This window comes from Demequina oxidasica (assembly GCF_000975115.1).
GTDB lineage: Bacteria > Actinomycetota > Actinomycetes > Actinomycetales > Demequinaceae > Demequina > Demequina oxidasica.
Window position 1 is genome coordinate 886167 of sequence record NZ_BBRE01000001.1, and the last position, 18660, is coordinate 904826.

Below are 18660 nucleotides of genomic sequence, written 5' to 3' on the forward strand. Positions count from 1 at the left end.
GAACGCGGACTCGAACTAATCGCTCGTATTCAGCACGGCCTCGACGACCTCAAGCCCCACCGGAGGCTGCGCGAGGGCCGCGGCCAGCGCATCGGCAGAGCGCACCGCCGTGTACGCGACGCCGTAGCCCGCGCAGAGGGACGCGATATCCGCGCCGTGCGGCGTGGTGAACACCCGCTCCACGTATTCGGCGGGAGCACTCGAGTGCTCGAGGCCGCCAAAGATGGTTCCGCCACCGTCGTTCACGACCACGATCCGTAACTTGGGTCGGCTCTCATGGGGCCCAATGAGCAGTCCGCCTACGTCATGTAGGAAGGTGACGTCGCCCATGAGCGCGTGCACCGGGCGGCGGGCCGCGAGCGCCACGCCTACGGCGGTCGAGACCGTGCCGTCGATGCCCGCGAGGCCTCGGTTGGCGATGAAGGTCGGGAGATCGTCCGTGACCCAACTCGGCGCGATGCGGTCCACCGCACGGATGGACCCCGAGGAGCCCAGCACCGCGATGTCGCCACTTCCGAGTGCCCTGACAAGTTCGGCGGCGACGGCGCGACGGCCCCACGCGGGAGTCTGCACGTGTGCCGCGAGCGCCGCGGACTTCCACTCATTCAGCCAGGCACGGTCGCCTAGGTCGAGGGATTCGCTGGGCGCCTCGGTCCAGATTCGGGGAACGTCACGCACCACTCGCTCTGCATGTCGGGGGGCCTCGCGCCAGCGCGCGCCATGGCGAGCCACCATCAGAGTGGGCGCGTGCGCGATCAGCGCGGAGATGCCACGCGACAGCGTGGGCCTACCCACCACCACTACCAGGTGGACGCGCTCGGCCAGCTTCTTGCCAGCATCGGCCGCAAGAAGGTCAAAGTACGCGGACACGCACGAGTCGCCGCAGCGGGCTCCCGAGGTGGGCTCAGCGAGCAGGGGCCAGCCGTGCGCCTCGGCAACTAGTCGAGCGGCATCTCCAGCGCCGTCCCCGGCGATCACCACGCCGTTGGTCACGCTGGGTAGGGGTGCGGCGGCATCGGCCGGCGTCACCACGGGGACGCCGCCTGAGGGCGAGTAGTCGACGGCGGGAACGTCCGGCCAGACTCCACCATCACCCACGAGTGGCTCACGGAATTCGAGGTCGAGTTGGACGGGGCCAGGCGAGCCGGTCATGTCGTCGCGACGCGAGTCGCCCACGGCAGCCTTGACGGCGCGGGCGGCGAGGCGGGCCGCGCGACCGGACCCCTCGCCCACATTGGGAGCTGGAACCTCGGCGGACCAGCGCGCGAAGGTACCGAAGATGTCGGTCTGGTCGGTGGTCTGGTTGGCCCCCACGCCGCGCAACTCACTTGGCCGGTCGGCGGTGAGTAGCAGCAGTGGGATTCCAGAGTGGTGAGCTTCCATCACGGCTGGCAACAGGTTACCCACGGCCGTGCCGGAGGTGGTGACGATGGCGACGGGTCGCAGATCGCCCTTGAGCGCGCGAGCGCGAGCGATTCCCAGCGCGAGAAAGGCCGCCGTGCGCTCGTCGATGCGCACGTGCAGGTTCACGCGTGGAGCACCGAGAGGCGGGTTTGAGGACCCTGCCTCAGCGAGCGCGTGGGCCAAGGGGCCTGAACGCGACCCGGGGCACAGTACGTAGTCCTCGACTCCATGAGAGGCGAGCGCGGCGATCAGTTCCCGCGCGAACTCCGCGGATGGGTTTGCGCTCACGCGACGACGTCCAGGTTCACGGGCCCTAGCATTCCATCCTTCGGGACGATCGTCTCGCGCACAGTGTCCGTGGCGAGGAGCGCGCCGGTGCCGAGGCCGCACGCGTAGTCGAGTTGGGGCAGTGCACGGGCGAGCGCGATTCCCGCCGCGAGACCCACCGAACTTTCCATCGCCGATGCGACGACCACTGGGATTCCGACCTGTTCGGCTAGGTCGAGGCAGGCCCGGACTCCACCCAGCGGGGCAACTTTGAGGACGATGATGTCGGCCGCGTGCTTGCGCACCACCTCCATGGGGTCGGTGGGGATGCGGATGGATTCATCAGCCGCAATCTTCGTGTCGACACGGCGGCGCAATGTGGCGAGCTCATCCACAGTGGCGCACGGTTGCTCAACGTACTCCAGTCCGTCGAGTCCGCCGCGGCGGGCGGCGAGCTCGAGTTCCGTCAGGGCGCGCACGGCGTCGTCCACATCCCAGTGGCCGTTCGCGTCCACGCGGACCTTGCCACCCGGACCCAACGCCCCGGCGACGGCCTCCACGCGAGCCGCATCCTGCATCGGCGAAGAATACCCGCCCACTTTGACTTTGGCGGTGCGACAACCGCCTGCCACCGCGAGGCGCGCGGCCTCTGCCGGCGGAAGTTCGGGGACGATGGAGTTGACCTCGACCTGGTCACGCACGGGTGCGGGCCACCCGCCGCGCGCGGCCTCCATTGCGGCCCTCCACCATCTACCAGCGCGCTCCGGTCCGTAGTCCGCGAAGGGCGAATACTCGCCCCAGGCATCGGCGCCATCAGGGCCCGTGCCACGCATGAGAATGCCGGAGCGGCTCGTGACCCCTCTGAAGGTGGTCGCGAGCTCGACTTTGAACGGTCGGAACTCCATATACCTAGAGTACGAGTGAGCGGGGCCGAGTGTTGCGCGAATTGCGCCTATCCGATGTCGAGGACCGACGCGTGGTGCGCATACTGGAGGTCTGAGTCGTCCGCCCATTCGGCGAGTTGGTGCCACGTGCCGTCCCCACCGATCACTGCCACCCCCGTCTCAGGGAGAACCCAGGCAGCAGCGCCATCGACGCGTGATGGATAGAGACCGAAGGCCGAGGGCTCATCAATGACTGTGGTCCCCGAAGGCCGGTACCACTCGTAGAGCGGGACATCGGGGTTGTCGGTCGGGTCATCTCCGTTGACATAGCGGTACGCGGCGAGGATTCCGTCGCCCAGCGCTACCGCACTACGCCAGTACGGCACGCCGACCAAGATGGGCGCCCCAGGGGCCTGGCTCACTGTCCCGTCCCACGCCACGCGCTGACCGGCTGGAGCAGAGCCGGCATCCGTCGCACAGTATCTCAGCAGCCCGTCGTCGTTCGCCTTCACGACCTCGCACTGCTCCGACGCTGAAGTGGGGGCGGTGACGTTCGCAATGGACAGATCCGACTGCGGTAGCCCCACATAGCCCAGATCGCTTCGAACAATGAGCCGCCCCGCAGCCCGCTCGACCTGTCCATCCTTCACGGCCCACATGCCGTCTACGTCCCACGACTGTGCGTCTGGAGCCAAGCGGGCGCCGAAGGGCGTGCCGTCAGTTGTGGCGCCCCAGACGAGCCAACTGTCCCCGTCGCGCTCGATGCTGGTGGTCCACGAGTCGCTAAAAAATAGTTGTGTGGTGCGACCCGTGGAAAGGTCAACGAATACTGTGGCGTTCTGTCCACCCTGCCCGATCATCTCGAGCACCATGGTTCCGGCCCGCGCGTTGAGGGCCAGGTCTCGTACGGTGCCCATCGGCACGCCCAGCCCGGACTCAAGTGCGGCGGTGTCGAGCAGTGTGTAGAAATCCCCTTCGGGGGAAGCAAGGTATAGAGCGCTGAGCGGCGCGTCGGGCGCCCATGCGGCGTTCACGAGGTCCGCCACCACGGCCCACTCGGGTGCGACGCGGTCCAGGATTTCGCGAGTCGCTGGAGGTGCTTCAACTCGACCGCAGGCGCCAACCATCGAGGAACACTGGGCGTCCTCCCATCCCGCAAACGAGATGGCAGGCTCCAGGACCCCAATGCTCAGAGTGGGCCCCGCGGTCGGGCTCAACGCCGCGTTGGCCGCCTGGTGGGTTGCGGGGACCAGCATGGTGGAGCTCGAATCGCCCCACGGCCCATCACCAGACCCACTCGGAGAGATACTCGGCGTCACAGTTGGTTCCGGCGTTGGCGTGGCGGCGGTCGACGACATGGGCGACGGGGACATGGAAATTCCTGCAGGCGCGGCCTGACCTCCGTCCCCGATACGCACCACACCCCAGGCGAGCGCCCCCGCCGCGACCACGGCGAGCGAGCCGCCGGCGACCTCGCGCGTGACCCGCCGACGCCGCGCCATTCGCTGGATGCTCGCGCGCAACCCGGCCGGCGCATCCGCTCCGGTGTCTGCGTCGCGCTGCATGCCGTGAAGTAGTTCCCGAATGTCGCTCATCGTGTTCCTCCAGTGATGACCTCGGCCGTCTCCGGCGCGGTCACGTCCGTTCCCAGTTGAGTGGACAGGGCCGCGAGGCCATCCGCCGTGTAGCGCTTCACTGCGCCGTCGGAGAGGCCGAGCGCTCGCGCAGTCTCCACTATCGATTGATCCGCCAAATACCTCAGCGCCACGCAGGCCCTCACCCGCGGAGCCAGCGACCTCATCGCCGCCACGAGTGCCGCATCCCCGGATGCTTGATCTTCGGGGGCGGGTGCGACGCGAGGAGTGTCGCGTACGTAACTACGCAGCTCGCGCGCAGCCCTGCTCGCACCGCTGCGCTTGGAGTCGATGTAGCGCGAAGCGATGGCTCGCTTGACGTAGCCCTCGGCGTGCTGAAGCGATTGGAACTTACGGCGGCGGGAGAAGACGGAAATCAGCGCATCGTGCACCGCATCTTCGGCGTCTGGCCGCGCGCCGGTCACCACCACCGCGTAGCCCACCAGCGCTGAGTACCGCTCGTCGAGCAGTCGAGTCAGCATCGGATCCTGTCGCATGCGCCTACCTTTCCAGTTGGTGTCTGGATATGACACGTAGCCGCGCGGGCAAAAGGTTGGGGCACTTGGTGGATGCCAGGGGCGGGGTGTCGATACGCTCGGAGTATGAGCCAGATTCCCACCAGCGTTTCCAGCACCTTCGATGCGTCGCAGTGGCGATCCATCGATGGCTTTGCCGACGAGGACATCACCTACCACCGTTGGGTGCTGCGCTCCGAAGGCGAGGAGCGCGACCTGCCCGCCGTGCGTATTGCGTTCAACCGCCCCGAGGTGCGCAATGCGTTCCGTCCGCAGACCGTGGACCAGCTGTACCGCGCGCTCGACCACGCACGCATGACGTCGGACGTCGCCGCCGTCATTTTGACGGGCAACGGCCCCAGCCCGGCCGATGGCGTCCACGCGTTCTGCTCGGGCGGCGATCAGCGCATTCGTGGCAGGGACGGCTACCTGTACGAGGGCTCGGCTGCCGATGCGCCGGCTCACGGTGGGCGCCTCCACATTCTTGAAGTACAACGACTCATGCGAACGATGCCCAAGGTCACCATCGCGGCCGTCAACGGCTGGGCGGCCGGGGGCGGACACAGCCTGAACGTGGTCGCGGACCTGTCCATCGCATCGGCCGAGCACGCGCGTTTTAAGCAGACCGACGCGAATGTGGGGTCGTTCGATGCCGGGTACGGGTCTGCTTTGTTGGCCCGCCAGGTGGGAGACAAGCGTGCGCGGGAGATCTTCTTCCTCGCGCGCGAATATTCGGCGGCCGATGCTGCGGCTTGGGGCGTGGTGAACGAGGCCGTGCTGCACGATCAGTTGGAGGCGACAGCGCTCGAGTACGCGAAGACGATCGCGTCCAAGTCGCCGCAGGCTATCCGGATGCTGAAGTACGCCTTCAACCTGGCCGACGATGGGCTCGCGGGTCAGCAGGTATTCGCCGGTGAGGCGACCCGTATGGCGTATATGACGGACGAGGCTCAGGAGGGGCGCGACGCGTTCCTCGAGCGCCGCGAGCCGGACTGGACGCGTTTCCCGTACGCGTTCTAGGAGCGGCAATCTGCCGTGGTAACTCAACGGTTTCGGTCGAGTTTGTCATGGTTTGACACCATTTGTCGGACCCCGATGATTGACTTTGAGCATGACCATTCTGACGAATCCACTGGCCCGGGAAGTAGCGCGGTTGCGCGCTTTTGAGGGACGCGCAGAGGCGGAACTGTCGAAGACCGAACTCGACGAACTGCGCGAGGCGGTGGGCGGTGCGCGGCGCGCCCTTGACGTGGTCGCGGCGACCATGGCCGGCGAGGTCGAGCGTCGAAGTGTGCCCGAGTTGGGTGTGGGCGGGTTGGCGCGCAAGGAGGGCTTCAGTAACTCTCAGCAGTTCCTAGCCAAGACGCTGGGAACGTCCCCTGGCGATGCTGGTCGGCTGATTGCGATGGGGCAGGCGCTCCGTACCGAGGAGCCGCGTAGCCTACTTGCCTCCCGTGACGCAGCGATGGACGGGGAGCGCGACGCATCGGGCGAGATCGAGTCGACGGGAGCCGCAACGCAGCCTCGCTACCCGCACCTTGCGGCGGCAATTACCGCGGGTCGACTCGGGTCCGAGCAGGTCGCGCTCATCAAGCGCACGTTGGACGCCTGTCGCGCAGCGATGACCGACGACGCACAACAGGAGGACGAGCACGAGGTCGCGCTCACAGCGGTGATGAAGCGGCTAGACGAGTTAGAGCGACGACTCGTAGCGAAGGCGCTCACTCTGCGTTTGGCTGACCTGCGTCGCGTGTGTGACCGCGAACGCGCGTGGTGCTCGCCCAGAGAGCTCGCCGCAAAGGAGCGCCGCCATGTAGAGAACCGATCGCTTTTCTTTGGCGAGGATCCAGACGGAATGACGACAATGACTGCGCGAATGGACGCCGCGAGCGCGGCCCCCATCAAGGCGTGGATAGATGCACAGACCAAATGGGCCTTTCAGCAGCGCCGCGCGGTGCCCGACGGTGGCACAGGGCTGTCGGACACGCGCATGCCCGGACAGATCCGGCTTGACGCCCTTGCGAGCCTCGCACAGCACGGAATGGACTGCGACCAGCCCACCTCGGGAGTCAAAACCACCGTGGTGGTACGCCTAGCGGAGAAGGACCTGCGCGAACGCCTGAGCGACAAGAGTGGCGGGCGTGCGGCGGGCTACCGCGGGACGAGTGCTGCCGGCAGCGACGGCAGCGTTGCACGAGGCGTCCCGGAAGCGGTCAACCTAGCCCTCGGCGAATGCGATCAATTAACCGGCCCAGTCACCGTCGGAACCCTGCGGACCATGGCGGTGGACGCGGCGATAGTTCCTGTGATGCTCGGCGGCGAGTCGCTTCCGCTCGACATCGGACGCAGACACCGCAGATTCACACCCGCGCAACGCATCGGACTTGTGGAGCGTGATGGAGGCTGTAGTTGGTGTCACGCCCCGCCCTCATTTTGCGAGGCGCACCACATTCGATGGTGGGCCCGAGACAAAGGCCCCACGGACCTCAGCAACGGCGTCATGTTGTGCACGGGATGCCACCATCGCATCCATCGCGACAACTGGAAGATAGACGTCAAGCGAGGGGAGGTCTGGTTTACTCCGCCGCCCGGGGTTAGTTCTGAGATGGGTCCGCGACTCGGCGGCAAGGCGCATCTAGCTCTAGACGGGGAGTCCACCCCGGCCGCCTGACATTGCCATTCTTGCGGCGTATGGCAGTTCGGGACAAGGGGCTCTATCTAGGAGACTGCAACCGACGTGTCATTGGAGACTCCCTTATTCGGGATGAGCTCAACCCAGGTCTTGCCCTGAAGCAACTCGACAGGGTCCCCGTCCTCAGTGGTGAAGACCCACGGGTCGTATTGACCAGCCTTTGACCACTTGATCGGAATCTGAGTATTGCCCGAGGCGACGATTCCGGTGCCACTCTGGCCAGCCACGATGGTCTCGGGGACCGAGGACCCGCCACTCGCGGACGTGTATTGCACCGTGACGTCGAGCACCACAACGTTGCTGGCGCCAATCTGATCGCCGTCGCTCGTGACGTGCGCGTTGCCGTCCTCCGAACGCATCCACAGCTTCTTGGCGTCGTCCCACTTCCAACTCGGATTGGAGTACTGCGACATGTGGATCTTGATCGCCGATGCTGGAGTACCTGCAGCAGAGGTGGGCTCGTCACCCTCCTTGGCGTAGTCCCACTGCTGCGGCGGGGCAGGCATATCCTCGGACTGCTCAAAGAAGTCCGAGGTGTACCCGTGCAAATTGTGAGGCGAGGCCTTGTCACTGGTGCGGTAGAAGCCGTAGTCGCCGCGGTCTTGCGTGATGACCTTTTGGCCGCTGTTGATGGTTTCCGTGACAAAGCGCGCTTGGGCGCCGGAGAAGATCAAGGGGCCCTTCATAGACCCCATGATGTTCTTGTCCATCGGGCGCATCGAACGAATCGGCCCCACACTCGCGGGGACATCGGAGTGGTACACGGCGACGAGGCGCGAAATGCCCGACTCGACATACTCCTCGAAGACGACGTCGGCCTTGTCGAGGTTTTCCTGAGGGCGCGCGGCGGCAGAGTTTTCGATCTTGATCGACAGCGCCGGACGGGCGAGGTCATCGGCCGATGCATCGGCGGCGTCGATGCCCGTCAGCGGCCAAACTATCGCGGCCTCAGGCACCGGAGGGGGCGACGGCACTGCTACTCGCGACGCGCTCGGCGTGGGAGTCGCCGTGTTCGTGACGTTCGGGACCGGATCCGCTGCACACGCGGCCAGCGTCAGCGCGGCAATGACCAATCCGGAAAATCCGGCAAGCTTTCGGTTGATCCTCATAGGCGAAAGTGTACGTGCGTCATACGCTGGTCACATGACGTACGCGCCCCTGGCGAAGAATCCCACCGCGGCGGTCTCGGCAGTGTTGGAAGGCGAGACCGATGGCCTCTCCGTGGCGACCTCCGGGTCGACTGGGACACCCCGCGAGGTCCTCCTGAGCATTCGGGCTATTCGCGCGTCGACCTTTGCGACCATTGGGCGTCTTGGCGGGCCCGGGTCCTGGCTACTCGCCCTACCGCCGGACCGCATCGGCGGAGCCCTCGTCGCCATCCGTGCCGGCCTTACCGAGCAGACGCTGACCACCATGCCCCCTGGACGCTTCACGGCGGAGGCGTTCGCGACCGCCGCCGCAGAGGTCCCGGCCGGGCGGCGATACGTGTCGCTGGTTCCGACCCAAGTGGTGCGCCTCATGGCCTCCGACCTTGGCCGTGACGCGCTCGCCTTGTTCGATGCCGTGCTGGTGGGCGGCGCTGCGTTTGGCGACGGAGAGCGCCCGCCCAATGTCATCGAGACCTACGGGATGACCGAGACCACCGGTGGTTGCGTCTACGACGGCGACCCACTTCACGGCGTCGAGGTGGCCATCGCCGACGACGACCGGATCTTGATCTCCGGGGCGACACTCGCGGACGGCTACGCGGACGGGGACACATCCGCGTGGGTAACCCACAACGGGGTGCGGTGGCTACGCACCGGTGACCTGGGCCGCTGGCACAGTGGCCGGCTCGAGGTGCTGGGCCGCGCGGACGACGTAATCATCTCCGGGGCCCACAAGGTTCATCCCGTCATGGTGGAGCGGGCCATCGCAGCCCTTGACAGTGCGCCGCAGTCCATCGTGGTTGGGGTCGACGACCCTGAATGGGGCAAGCGCGTGGTCGCCGTCATGGAACACCCCGACTCCCACACCCCTCTGCCGGACGCACAGCAACTTCGCGACGCACTGCGCGAGATGCTCCCGCCCTACGCCCTGCCCCGCGACACCGTGCTGACGCGGTCATTGCCCCGCACCGCAGGTGGCAAAATCGATAGGAGCGCGGCGGCATTCCTGGCATCGCAGTCGCTCTCGCGGGGCAAATAGGCCCGCGCCTGAGCAACTGCGGCCACTTCTAGACGCCGCAACGAAGTATCCAATGCGCGAGGAGCCTCGCGCACACCCGACGGGAGACACATGCCGACCATCAACGACTGGGTTGCCGGTTCGCGCCCCCGCACTCTCTGGACAGCGATCGCGCCCGTCGCTGTCGGCACCGCCGCCGCGAGCGCCCAGCCGCCCGGACAGGCTGCCGCCGTGCCAGCGCTCCTCGCCCTTGGCGTAGCCCTCGCCATGCAAATCGCCGTGAACTTCGCCAATGACTACTCCGACGGCGTCAAGGGAACCGACCTGGACCGCATCGGCCCCGACAGGCTGGTTGCTACCGGCAAGGCAACCCCCACGCAGGTCAAGCGAGCGGCGTACATGTCGTTCACCGTCGCCGCCCTGCTGGGCGTTGCGCTGATCCTGGTCTCGGGCCTGTGGTGGCTTGCCCCCATCGGAATCGTCGCGATCATCGCGGCTTGGACCTACACCGGCAGCTCCAAGCCCTACGGATATTCGGGTTGGGGCGAGATCAGCGTCTTTGTCTTCTTTGGCCCCGTGGCGGTGCTCGGCACCGAGGTGACCCAGGCCAACGCAATCAGCTGGATTGGGGTGCTCGGATCCATCGGCGTAGGCCTGTACGCCGTCGCACTACTGATGGTGAACAACATCCGCGACCTGGAGACCGATGCGCTCGCTGGCAAACACACCCTCGCGGTCAAGATTGGCGACCTGCGGGCTCGTCAGCTGTTCGCAATCACGGTACTGCTGCCCATCGTCATCGTCGTGATCATCGCGTTCTCGCACCCGTGGGCGCTCATCGCGACGGTCGTGGCCCTGCCCTCGCTACTGCTCGCCATCGCCATGCGCGTCAGCGCGGTCACGACTCGCATGCCGCTAGTCTTTGGCGGCATCAGCGCCGTCGGACTCACCTACGGCCTACTACTCGCGATCGGCATCGCGCTCTAGAGAGACCCCCTGCGAGCCGCCCTCGGCTTCCGCGTCCTCCACCGAGTCCTCAGAGTGCTGGCGCGCGTGTGAACGGCTCACCCACGCGTCCATCTGCACCTTGGCGCGCTCTCGCATGTTGGGCAGCACCAGGTAGGAGATCAGCCAGGCCACGATGAACGCGGCGATCACAGCAAGAATGTCGCGCCAGCCGACGCTCCACAACACAATCAACACCACAACAAAGATGCCGGTGCGGGCGGCCCAATAGGCGAGAACCTTCATACGGATAACGGTACCCGGCGCTAGAGTGTGCTCATGCTCCGCCTACTACCGTTCGTTCTTTACGTACTCCTGGTCGCGTATTGCCTCTCCGATGCCCTCCAGCGCCCCGAAGACTCGCCCTACAGCCTGCCCAAGTGGGCGTGGGTGCTGATCATCCTGCTGTTCCCCTACGTGGGAGCCGGCGCTTGGCTGTTCCTGAAGTTCAGCAACCGCGGAACCGGCGGTCAGCCCAAGCCTGAGCCGCGCGGCAAGGGTCCGGACGATGACCCCGACTACCTCAGCTGGTTGCGCGAGCAGGAACGCCGCCGCAAGCAGCAGGGCAACGGCAACTAGGCAAGCAATGTAGCCCGCTCACCGGGCGCGCTCCCTAGGTGCGCGGTGCTGGGCTCAGCGCAACATCTGAGGATTCGGCGCGCGGCGCGAGGCTCGACGCACCTTTTTGAAGATTCGGTCCGCAGTGTGAGGCTCGGTGCGCCATTTGAGGATTCCGTGCGCGCCAGGTGTGGCTCAGTGTCCCTTGTACAGCTCCAACATCGCCGCACCCGTCACATTGATGTCGTAGGCCTTCAGTAGTTCTACCTGCTCGTCGTGAATCTCGTCGCGCAGCGCCGCGTCGCTCAGCACTTCCTGGAGCACAGCGGCGAAGGCTCCTGCGTCTCGTGCATCTACGGTCACCTGGGGGCGTTCACCCAGCACCGAGCGGTAGCCAGGGTTGTCGCCTCCCATCACGACGCCCGATCCTGACGCCATCGCCTCGATCAGCACGATCCCAAAGCTCTCACCACCGGTGGCGGGGAAGACGGCGAGGTCAGCATCCGCGTAAAACTGCGGCTTGTCCTCCTCGCTCACAAATCCCTCAAGCCTCACCACGCCACCCAGCCCTTGGGACTCGATGGCCGCCTCGAGGTCGCCCAGCAACGGGCCCTTTCCGCCGATTCGCACGTCCAGTCGTCGCACGGTCTCACCTGGGAGGGCACCGAGAGCCTGCACGAGCTCGAGCGCTCCCTTACGTTCCACCAGCCGGCCAAGAAACGCAACCACCAAGCGGTCACCCGGGCCCCGCACTGGCCGCGGCTCACGCACCGCGCCGGCAACCGCAGCCACATCCACGGCATTCGGAATCACCGTGCACTCGATACCAAAGGCCTCCCGGGCGAACTCGGCAGCCGGCGCGGATACGGCAGCGAAATCGTCGAACTTGCGCAGGTTGCACCGCAACACCTTTCCCAAGGCGTGCGTGCCGATCGAACTGACACGACCATCGGGCAGGATGTGAAAAGTCCCCACAATCCGCACGGTGCGGGCCTGCACGCGCCTGGCCTCATCGACCACGCGCGCCGCAAACAGCGGCGAATGCGGCGTCTGCACGTGAATCACGTCGTAGCGCTCGCGCTCCAGGAACTCGCGCAACGCCTTGCGAGACGTGGGCAGGGGTACCCGCAGCCCATTGCCGTTGAACGTCACGGCCATGTTGCGGGCCAGCGAGTGCACAGTCACATCGTCACGAGACGCCTCGGAGCACACGTAGTGCACGGTGTGACCGGCACGCTCGAGGTAGCCGCCCAGCGTCAGCGCGTACTGCTGCACGCCGTCGGGCCGGTCGATGCTGTCGTCGAGGACCAGCGCGATCTTCAGGGAGTCAGTCACGGATTCACTTTAGGCGCCGCGCGGGCGACTAGGCCTTGGCGTAGGAGTGCAGACCCTGGAATACCAGGTTGACCACGGTGAAGTTCATGATGATCGCTGCGAACCCAACGATCGAGACCCATGCGCTGCGGCGACCCGCCCAGCCCTGAGTGGTGCGCGCGTGCAGGTAGGCGGCGTAGATGACCCAGATCACAAAGGACCAGATCTCCTTGGGGTCCCAGCCCCAGTAGCGGCCCCACGCGTGCTCGGCCCAGATCGCGCCGGCCATCACAGTGAACGTCCACAGCACAAAACCCACGGCGTTCAGGCGGAACGCCAGCGCCTCGAGCTTCTTGGGGCTCGGCACCGCCTCGAGGAAGCGGAAGGTCTTGCCCTTGATGACGCGTACTCCGGGGTCATGGAAGGCCTTGAGGAAGCGGTTGGTGACCTGGCGTGGCTCACTGTCGCGATAGTCGCGCATCAACTGCAGCGCGGTCGCGATGAAGCCCACGCCAAAGATGCCGGTCGCGATGGTGGCGATGGACACGTGGATGACCAGCCAGAAGCTCTGCAGCGCCGGCTGGAGGCCGGTTGCGTCCTGGTACAGCACGGTGAGCCCCAGACCCAGGGCGATGGTCGCGAGGCCGGTGACGCCGGCACCCATGTAGGTGATGTCGCGCTTGCGCTGCACTATCAGGAAGACAACGACGGCCACGAGCGAACCCGAAATCGTGTACTCGTACATGGTCGACCACGGCACGTGCTCGGCCTCAATACCGCGCGCGGTCACGCCCACGGCGTGCAGCACGGCGCCGACCAGGGTCGCCGCCCGCGCGATGCCCAGCGCCTTGGCGGCCTTCTGATCACGACTTCCAGCCGATGCCCCGGCGCCCGGCGTTGAGGCTCCAGTCTTCCCTGTCCCGGCGTTTGCGCTGACTGTGGCCGATGCGGCGGATGCCTGCGCGGGAGCGCTACCAACACTGACTGCGGCCTCCGGCTCCGCGGTCTTGTTCGCGGCAGCGGCGGCGCCCTTAAGTTCGGCGACGCGGGAGAGGCGGATCGCGTAGGCGACCATCGCGATGGCGTAGAGCACACACGCGCCCCACAGGGCCATCGCACTGAGCTGTTGCAGGTTGTTCACTCGTCCTCCTCATCGGCGTCGGGCACACGCCCGCTCGTCGCGGCGAGCGCCCGGTCTAGCGCCGCCTCGACTCCACCATCATGCGACGGCGCGAGCGCGGCCGCCTCAACCACTGTAGTTGTCGTATCCATCGGCGCCACCAGCCACATTCGGCGCCGGGTGGCGAAAAGGCTGATCGCGAGTCCCACCAGCATCGAGATGGATGCGGCGAGCAGCCACGGCAGGCTGGGGTCGGCGCGTAGATCCATGGCGGCGAAGCGCGGCAGCGCATCAAAACTGATGGTCCCTAGGCCGTCAGGCAGCGTGACGGTGTCGCCCAGCGTGATGCCGAACACGAACGGCTGGCCGTCATCACCTCGGACCGGGCTCAGCTCGCTCTCGTCAAGCTGATACGCATTCTGAGGGACCCCGTCGTCGAGCCCCAGGTCGCCGGTGTAGGCAGTGAAGTAGATCACCGGATTGCCCGGATCCGGGTGAATGGATACAGACCCGCCGGGCTTGGTGACCTCGGTGGGCAGCAGCGTCCCCTTGAGTCCGATCTGCTCGCCCGACGTCACGTCCGGCACCTTCACGACTCCGGTCGACGTGTAGACCTGGTCCTGCGGAAGGAAAACTACCGGGCCCTCGAAGGCCACGTTGCCGTCGCCGTCCGTGTAGGTGAACACGGGCGCGTAGCCATTGCCCTGGAGGTACATCTTGGCGCCGTCCACCTGCAACGGGCGGTTCACCTGCACGTCCTTCTGGACCGCGTCCTCGCCGGGCTCCTGCAGCGTCACGTGAGCCGTGAACTCCTTGGGTCGGCCGTTGTCTTCGAAGACCGCGTCCAGACCGTCGAGTTTCACTGTGAACGGCTGCAGGTCGGCCGGATCAAAGCCGCTGCCGTTGGAGAACGTGTCGTAAGCAACCGCCGCGTTGGTGAATGTGCGGCCCTCGACGATGATCGCCTGGCCGCGATACGTCAACAGCGTGCCGGCGCCCACCGCGATCAGCACGAACACCAGCGAGATGTGGAAGATCAGGTTTCCCAGCTCGCGGATGTGACCCATGTCCGCAGTCATCGCGAGCTCGCGGCGTTCCTTGCCGTCGTTCGTCTTGACGGCACCATCTTTGACAGCGCGCTCGTCGATGCGGATGCGGTAGCCCGTCAGGGCTCCCAGCCAGCCGGCACGGGGGCGCAGCTCCTTGCGCGCACGCTCGATCGCGGTCGCGGCGTCGACGTCCGTCTCCTCGCGGCCGGACGGCTCGTAGCGCGCGAGCGAGCTCGGGACGGCGGGGACCGGGGCGCGCATCGCTTTGTAATGCGCGAGGGCCCGCGGGATGATGCAGCCGATCAGCGAGGCGAACAGCAGCACGTAGATGGCGGTGAACCACGCCGAGCCGAACACGTCCAGGAAGCCCAGCTTGTCCAGCACCGGCCCGATCACGGCATTGTTGTCAATGAACGCCTTGGTCTCACCAGGCTGCTGCGGCCACTGCGGCAGCACCGACCCGGGGATGGCCGCGAGCGCCAGCAGGAGCAGCAGAATCAGCGCGATGCGCATCGAGGTGACCTGACGCCAGATCCACCGCAGCCAGCCGCGCACGCCCAGCCGCGGCGCGTCGGCCACGGCGTAGTTGTCGATCTTCACGCGTGCCATCAGATTGCCACCCAAAAGGAGTCGATCCAGCCCTGCAACCAGTTCGTGACCTGTCCCCACAGCCCCGTCACGAGCATCACGCCCAGGATGATGAGCATGGCCCCACCAAAGCGCATGAGTGCCAGGCGGTGGCGGCGCAGCCACGCAAGCGCGGGCTTGGAGCGTTGCATGAATAGCGCGAACAGCAGGAACGGCAGGCCCAAACCAAAGCAGTACGCGACGGCCAGCAGCACGCCTCGCCCCTGCGAACCCTCCGTCAAGCCGAGCGTGAGGACGGCGGTGAGCGTGGGGCCGATGCAGGGGGTCCAGCCCAGCCCGAATGCCACGCCCAACAGCGGCGCCCCGGCAAGGCCGGCCTTGGGGCTGACGTGGAAGCGCTTCTCGTTTTGCAGAAACGGCATCGCACCCATGAACGCGATTCCCATCAGGATGACGATGACACCCAGCACGCGGGTAATGATGTCCAGTTGGCCCTGCACCTGAGCGCCGAGTGACGTCGCGAGAAAGGCGATCGTGATGAACACCGCGGAGAAACCGGCGATGAAGAGCAGCACTCCCAGAACCAGTCGCGGGCGTGAGGCCCCCTTGCCGGTTCCCGCATCCGCGCCGGCCATGCCAGACACGTAGCCCAGGTAGCCGGGTACCAGGGGCACCACGCAGGGCGACGCGAAGCTGACCAGACCCGCGAGGAGCGCGATGGGTAGCGCTGCGAGCAGGGAGCCCGTCAGGGCCGTGTCGGCGAAACTACCGCCAATGCCCGTCATGGCGCCCGTGGCGAGGCCCGTCAAGAGCCGGCCTCAGCATCGGCCGATGCGGTGTCGGCCCTACCGGCCGCGCTGGCATCGCTCGAGTCATCGCTCGTGTCGCTGCCCTCGGGCTCGCCCAGCGCGCCATCGAGCAGGGACGTGAGCGTCGATGGCTCGACGCGGCCGATGACGCGCGCGTAGATGCGGCCATCGGTGTCGAGGATCACGGACGACGGCACGGCGTTGACGGCGATGAGCCCCTGCAGCGCGGCCACTGCCTCTCCGTTCTTGTCGTCAATGCTGGGGTAATGCGCGCCAAAGGTGCGGTCGAAGGCCTCGGCAGTCGCGGCATCGTCCCGTCCGTTGATGCCCACCACCTGGACGTCGTCGCGCGCATCCGCTGCCACCAGGTCGGGCGCCTCTGCGCGACATGGCGGGCAGGATGCGTACCAAGTGTTGACGATGACAGCCTGGCCGCGGTAGTCCGCGACATCGATGGGCTCGCCTGTGAAGGAGGTTCCCGTCAACACGAGGGGGTCTGGCTGGTCGGACTCGCTAAATATCGTGACCGTGCCGTCGCCGCTGACATAGCCGGGTGACTCGACTGCCTCGCCCGGGGCGCAGCTCGCAAGCGTGAACACGATGGCGGCGATCACTGCGACGAGCAACACCAGGCGCGCGCCGCGCTTCACTTAGGGACCTCGATGTGGGCCGCCGGTTCGCTGTAGAACATCGCGACGGGCTTGTCGCCCTCGAACTCGAACGACGTCAGCGACGCCACTGCACACTCGCGCGACCGCGGGTCGTGGAAGAACTTGCGCCCCTCAAAGTGCATGCGCGCGACCCAGATGGGCAGTTGGTGGCTCACCATCACGGTCTCCGAGTCGGGGTTCGCGCGGGCGGCGTCAGTGATGGCCGCCCACATGCGGTCGCGCTGCTCGACATAGGGCTCGCCCCAGGACGGCGTCCACGGGTTGCGCAGGCGCCACCAGTGGCGCGGGTGCATGAAGTCCTTGGGGCCCGATTGCACAGGTTCGCCCTGGTAAACGTTGGCGGCCTCGATGAGCCGGTCGTCGGTGACGATCTCCAGGTCGAAGGCCTTCGCGACGGGCACCGCGGTCTGCTGGGCCCTGAGAAGCGGTGAGGCCACCACTCGGCCGACTCTGTTGCCGCCCTCGACAAGGGAGTCCGCCACAGCCTGCGCCATCGCCTCGCCGGTCTCCGACAAGCGGAACTCAGGCAGGCGGCCGTACAGGATCTTGTCCGGGTTGTGGACGTGACCGTGACGCAGGAGGTGAACCAGGGGCATATGTCTATTGTCACCCGCCTACGCGAGTGCCCTGCGCAAGATCCCCGCATCGATGCGCCAGAAGCCCACCACGGCATCGTCCGCGAGAACAACGGGAACTTCGTCGCCGTATTTTTCGCGCAGTTTTAGGTCAGTGTCGATGTCTACCTCGAGCCACTCGACGCCCGTTTCCGCACAAACTTCCTGGACTGTCGCGCGTGCGGCCTCACAAAGGTGGCACCCCTCACGCGTGTAGAAGGTGACCCGGTGGCTCATCCCTCAAGAATACGTGCCGCTGAGGGTCCCACCGCTCTGTAGGGTTAGCCGGGTGAAGAAGCCAAAGAAAAACGACGTGCCGGGTCCCGGCATCGCTGCGTTCTTTGACGTCGACAACACGATCATCCGTGGCGCGAGCGCGTTTCACATCGCGCGCGGCCTCAAGCAGCGTGGGTTCTTCAGCAGCCGCGACATGATCAAGTTCGGCTGGGAGCAGGGCAAGTACGTCCTGCTCGGCGAGACCAAGGAGCAGATGGAGAATCTGCGCACCGACGGCGTCTCGCTAGTCAAGGGATGGTCGGTGGCCGAGATGGCAGCCATTGGCGAAGAGGTCTACGACGAGGTCCTCGCGCTGCGAATCTTCCCTGGCACCAAGGCGCTCCTCGACAACCACCTCGCGCAGGGCCACGAGGTATGGCTCGTGACCGCGTCCCCCGTCGAGGTGGGGCGCATCGTCGCCCGTCGCATGGGTGCGACCGGGGCGCTCGGCACCACGCCAGAACACGAGGGCGGTTACTACACCGGCCGGCTCGCAGGCCCGATGCTGCACGGCGAGGGCAAAGCCGACGCCATCAAGATCCTCGCGGACGAGCGTGGGCTGGACCTCGCGGCCTCCTTTGCCTACGGCGACTCGATCAACGACCAGTTCATGCTGAATGCCGTGGGCCACCCCTGCGCCATCAACCCCGACACCAAACTGCGTAAGTTTGCGTTGGCACAGGGGTGGAACATCAAGGAGTTTCGCGACCGCCGCAAGAGTGGACGGCGTGGGATCGTCAAAGCCTCGGTCACCGGCTTTGTGTGGGTGACGATGGCCGTGGTGCGCGGACTCACCGCTGGCGTGTGCGGGCCGGTCAAGAAACTGTTCCGGTCACGCAAGTCCCCGTACGGTCCTGCCGGCCAGGACTAGCGGTCCGCCAGTACTACGTCAGGCTTCGACAATCCACGCTGCTGCGGTGGTTTCTTGAGTCTGCCGTGCCTTCGCGGACCAAGAGGAGTCGCGGAGCGCCCAGAGCGTGCGCTCAAGGACCAATAACGGGTTGCGTCGGGCCGGGTTGAAGCTGGGTCAAGTCTGGGTTGGGTCGGGGTCGGGCTGGCCGCACTCCGCCGCGCATGACAAAGCCCGCGTCACC

General features: G+C 66.3%; 19 protein-coding genes. 6 read left to right on the top strand and 13 right to left on the bottom strand.

The features are described 5' to 3' along the window. Window positions 1–15: 15 nt before the first annotated feature. Genes menD through AOP77_RS04125 form a run of 4 tightly spaced genes read right to left on the bottom strand, consistent with a single transcriptional unit; the run spans window position 16 to window position 4686 of the window. On the bottom strand, window positions 16–1692 hold the full coding sequence (menD, locus tag AOP77_RS12225) for a 2-succinyl-5-enolpyruvyl-6-hydroxy-3-cyclohexene-1-carboxylic-acid synthase (protein WP_062211440.1): 1677 nt from the start codon (window positions 1690–1692) through the stop codon (window positions 16–18). Beyond that, on the bottom strand, window positions 1689–2576 hold the full coding sequence (locus tag AOP77_RS12230) for an o-succinylbenzoate synthase (RefSeq protein ID WP_152649764.1): 888 nt from the start codon (window positions 2574–2576) through the stop codon (window positions 1689–1691). The genes menD and AOP77_RS12230 overlap by 4 nt, the downstream gene beginning before the upstream one ends. A gap of 47 nt (window positions 2577–2623) precedes the next feature. Beyond that, window positions 2624–4150, bottom strand: a complete 1527-nt coding sequence (locus AOP77_RS04120; RefSeq protein ID WP_062209668.1) for a hypothetical protein — start codon at window positions 4148–4150, stop codon at window positions 2624–2626. After that, window positions 4147–4686, bottom strand: a complete 540-nt coding sequence (locus AOP77_RS04125; protein WP_062209671.1) for an RNA polymerase sigma factor — start codon at window positions 4684–4686, stop codon at window positions 4147–4149. The genes AOP77_RS04120 and AOP77_RS04125 overlap by 4 nt, the downstream gene beginning before the upstream one ends. Before the next feature lie 105 nt (window positions 4687–4791). Here AOP77_RS04125 and AOP77_RS04130 point away from each other — a divergent pair, with 105 nt between their 5' ends. Further along, window positions 4792–5724: a 1,4-dihydroxy-2-naphthoyl-CoA synthase gene (locus tag AOP77_RS04130; protein ID WP_062209674.1), complete on the top strand. Its 933-nt coding sequence runs from the start codon at window positions 4792–4794 to the stop codon at window positions 5722–5724. Window positions 5725–5815: 91 nt separating this feature from the next. Further along, the gene (locus AOP77_RS04135; protein ID WP_062209676.1) at window positions 5816–7375 is read left to right on the top strand and encodes an HNH endonuclease signature motif containing protein; all 1560 of its coding nucleotides are present in this window, start codon (window positions 5816–5818) and stop codon (window positions 7373–7375) included. A gap of 47 nt (window positions 7376–7422) precedes the next feature. On the opposite strand, the gene AOP77_RS04140 is transcribed toward AOP77_RS04135, so the two are convergent. After that, complete coding sequence (locus tag AOP77_RS04140) at window positions 7423–8505, bottom strand: DUF3048 domain-containing protein (protein WP_062209678.1); 1083 nt, start codon at window positions 8503–8505, stop codon at window positions 7423–7425. Window positions 8506–8539: 34 nt separating this feature from the next. On the opposite strand from AOP77_RS04140, the gene AOP77_RS04145 reads away from it, so the two are divergent. Together AOP77_RS04145 and AOP77_RS04150 are read left to right on the top strand one after the other, a co-directional pair. Continuing rightward, window positions 8540–9583, top strand: coding sequence for an AMP-binding enzyme (locus AOP77_RS04145; RefSeq protein WP_062209680.1), 1044 nt, complete (start codon window positions 8540–8542; stop codon window positions 9581–9583). Between the two features lie 90 nt (window positions 9584–9673). Next, window positions 9674–10549 carry a 1,4-dihydroxy-2-naphthoate polyprenyltransferase gene (locus tag AOP77_RS04150; protein WP_062209682.1) on the top strand — a complete coding sequence of 292 codons (876 nt, stop codon included), beginning with the start codon at window positions 9674–9676 and terminating at the stop codon, window positions 10547–10549. Here the strand turns inward: AOP77_RS04150 and AOP77_RS04155 are convergent. After that, on the bottom strand, window positions 10523–10813 hold the full coding sequence (locus AOP77_RS04155) for a DUF4229 domain-containing protein (RefSeq protein ID WP_062209685.1): 291 nt from the start codon (window positions 10811–10813) through the stop codon (window positions 10523–10525). The genes AOP77_RS04150 and AOP77_RS04155 overlap by 27 nt on opposite strands. 33 nt (window positions 10814–10846) lie before the next feature. Between AOP77_RS04155 and AOP77_RS04160 the strand changes: the two genes are divergently transcribed. After that, window positions 10847–11146 (top strand): PLD nuclease N-terminal domain-containing protein, encoded by a 300-nt coding sequence (locus tag AOP77_RS04160; RefSeq protein ID WP_062209688.1) that lies wholly within the window; start codon window positions 10847–10849, stop codon window positions 11144–11146. A gap of 174 nt (window positions 11147–11320) precedes the next feature. On the opposite strand, the gene AOP77_RS04165 is transcribed toward AOP77_RS04160, so the two are convergent. From AOP77_RS04165 to AOP77_RS04195, 7 genes are read right to left on the bottom strand one after another with little or no spacing between them, the layout of a single operon-like run. Next, window positions 11321–12460: a glycosyltransferase family 4 protein gene (locus AOP77_RS04165; protein ID WP_062209691.1), complete on the bottom strand. Its 1140-nt coding sequence runs from the start codon at window positions 12458–12460 to the stop codon at window positions 11321–11323. 28 nt (window positions 12461–12488) lie between these two features. Then, window positions 12489–13580, bottom strand: coding sequence for a c-type cytochrome biogenesis protein CcsB (ccsB, locus tag AOP77_RS04170; protein ID WP_062209694.1), 1092 nt, complete (start codon window positions 13578–13580; stop codon window positions 12489–12491). Further along, window positions 13577–15217, bottom strand: coding sequence for a cytochrome c biogenesis protein ResB (gene resB, locus AOP77_RS04175; RefSeq protein ID WP_062209698.1), 1641 nt, complete (start codon window positions 15215–15217; stop codon window positions 13577–13579). The genes ccsB and resB overlap by 4 nt, the downstream gene beginning before the upstream one ends. Beyond that, on the bottom strand, window positions 15217–16005 hold the full coding sequence (locus AOP77_RS04180; RefSeq protein WP_439644695.1) for a cytochrome c biogenesis CcdA family protein: 789 nt from the start codon (window positions 16003–16005) through the stop codon (window positions 15217–15219). Before AOP77_RS04180 ends, resB begins: the two co-directional genes overlap by 1 nt. After that, the gene (locus tag AOP77_RS04185; protein WP_084622280.1) at window positions 16002–16655 is read right to left on the bottom strand and encodes a TlpA family protein disulfide reductase; all 654 of its coding nucleotides are present in this window, start codon (window positions 16653–16655) and stop codon (window positions 16002–16004) included. The genes AOP77_RS04180 and AOP77_RS04185 overlap by 4 nt, the downstream gene beginning before the upstream one ends. Further along, on the bottom strand, window positions 16652–17272 hold the full coding sequence (locus AOP77_RS04190; RefSeq protein ID WP_062209701.1) for a histidine phosphatase family protein: 621 nt from the start codon (window positions 17270–17272) through the stop codon (window positions 16652–16654). The genes AOP77_RS04185 and AOP77_RS04190 overlap by 4 nt, the downstream gene beginning before the upstream one ends. 18 nt (window positions 17273–17290) lie before the next feature. Beyond that, window positions 17291–17527 carry a glutaredoxin family protein gene (locus tag AOP77_RS04195; RefSeq protein ID WP_062209704.1) on the bottom strand — a complete coding sequence of 79 codons (237 nt, stop codon included), beginning with the start codon at window positions 17525–17527 and terminating at the stop codon, window positions 17291–17293. 52 nt (window positions 17528–17579) lie between these two features. Here AOP77_RS04195 and AOP77_RS04200 point away from each other — a divergent pair, with 52 nt between their 5' ends. Further along, on the top strand, window positions 17580–18437 hold the full coding sequence (locus tag AOP77_RS04200) for an HAD family hydrolase (protein WP_236685746.1): 858 nt from the start codon (window positions 17580–17582) through the stop codon (window positions 18435–18437). Window positions 18438–18660 lie beyond the last annotated feature (223 nt).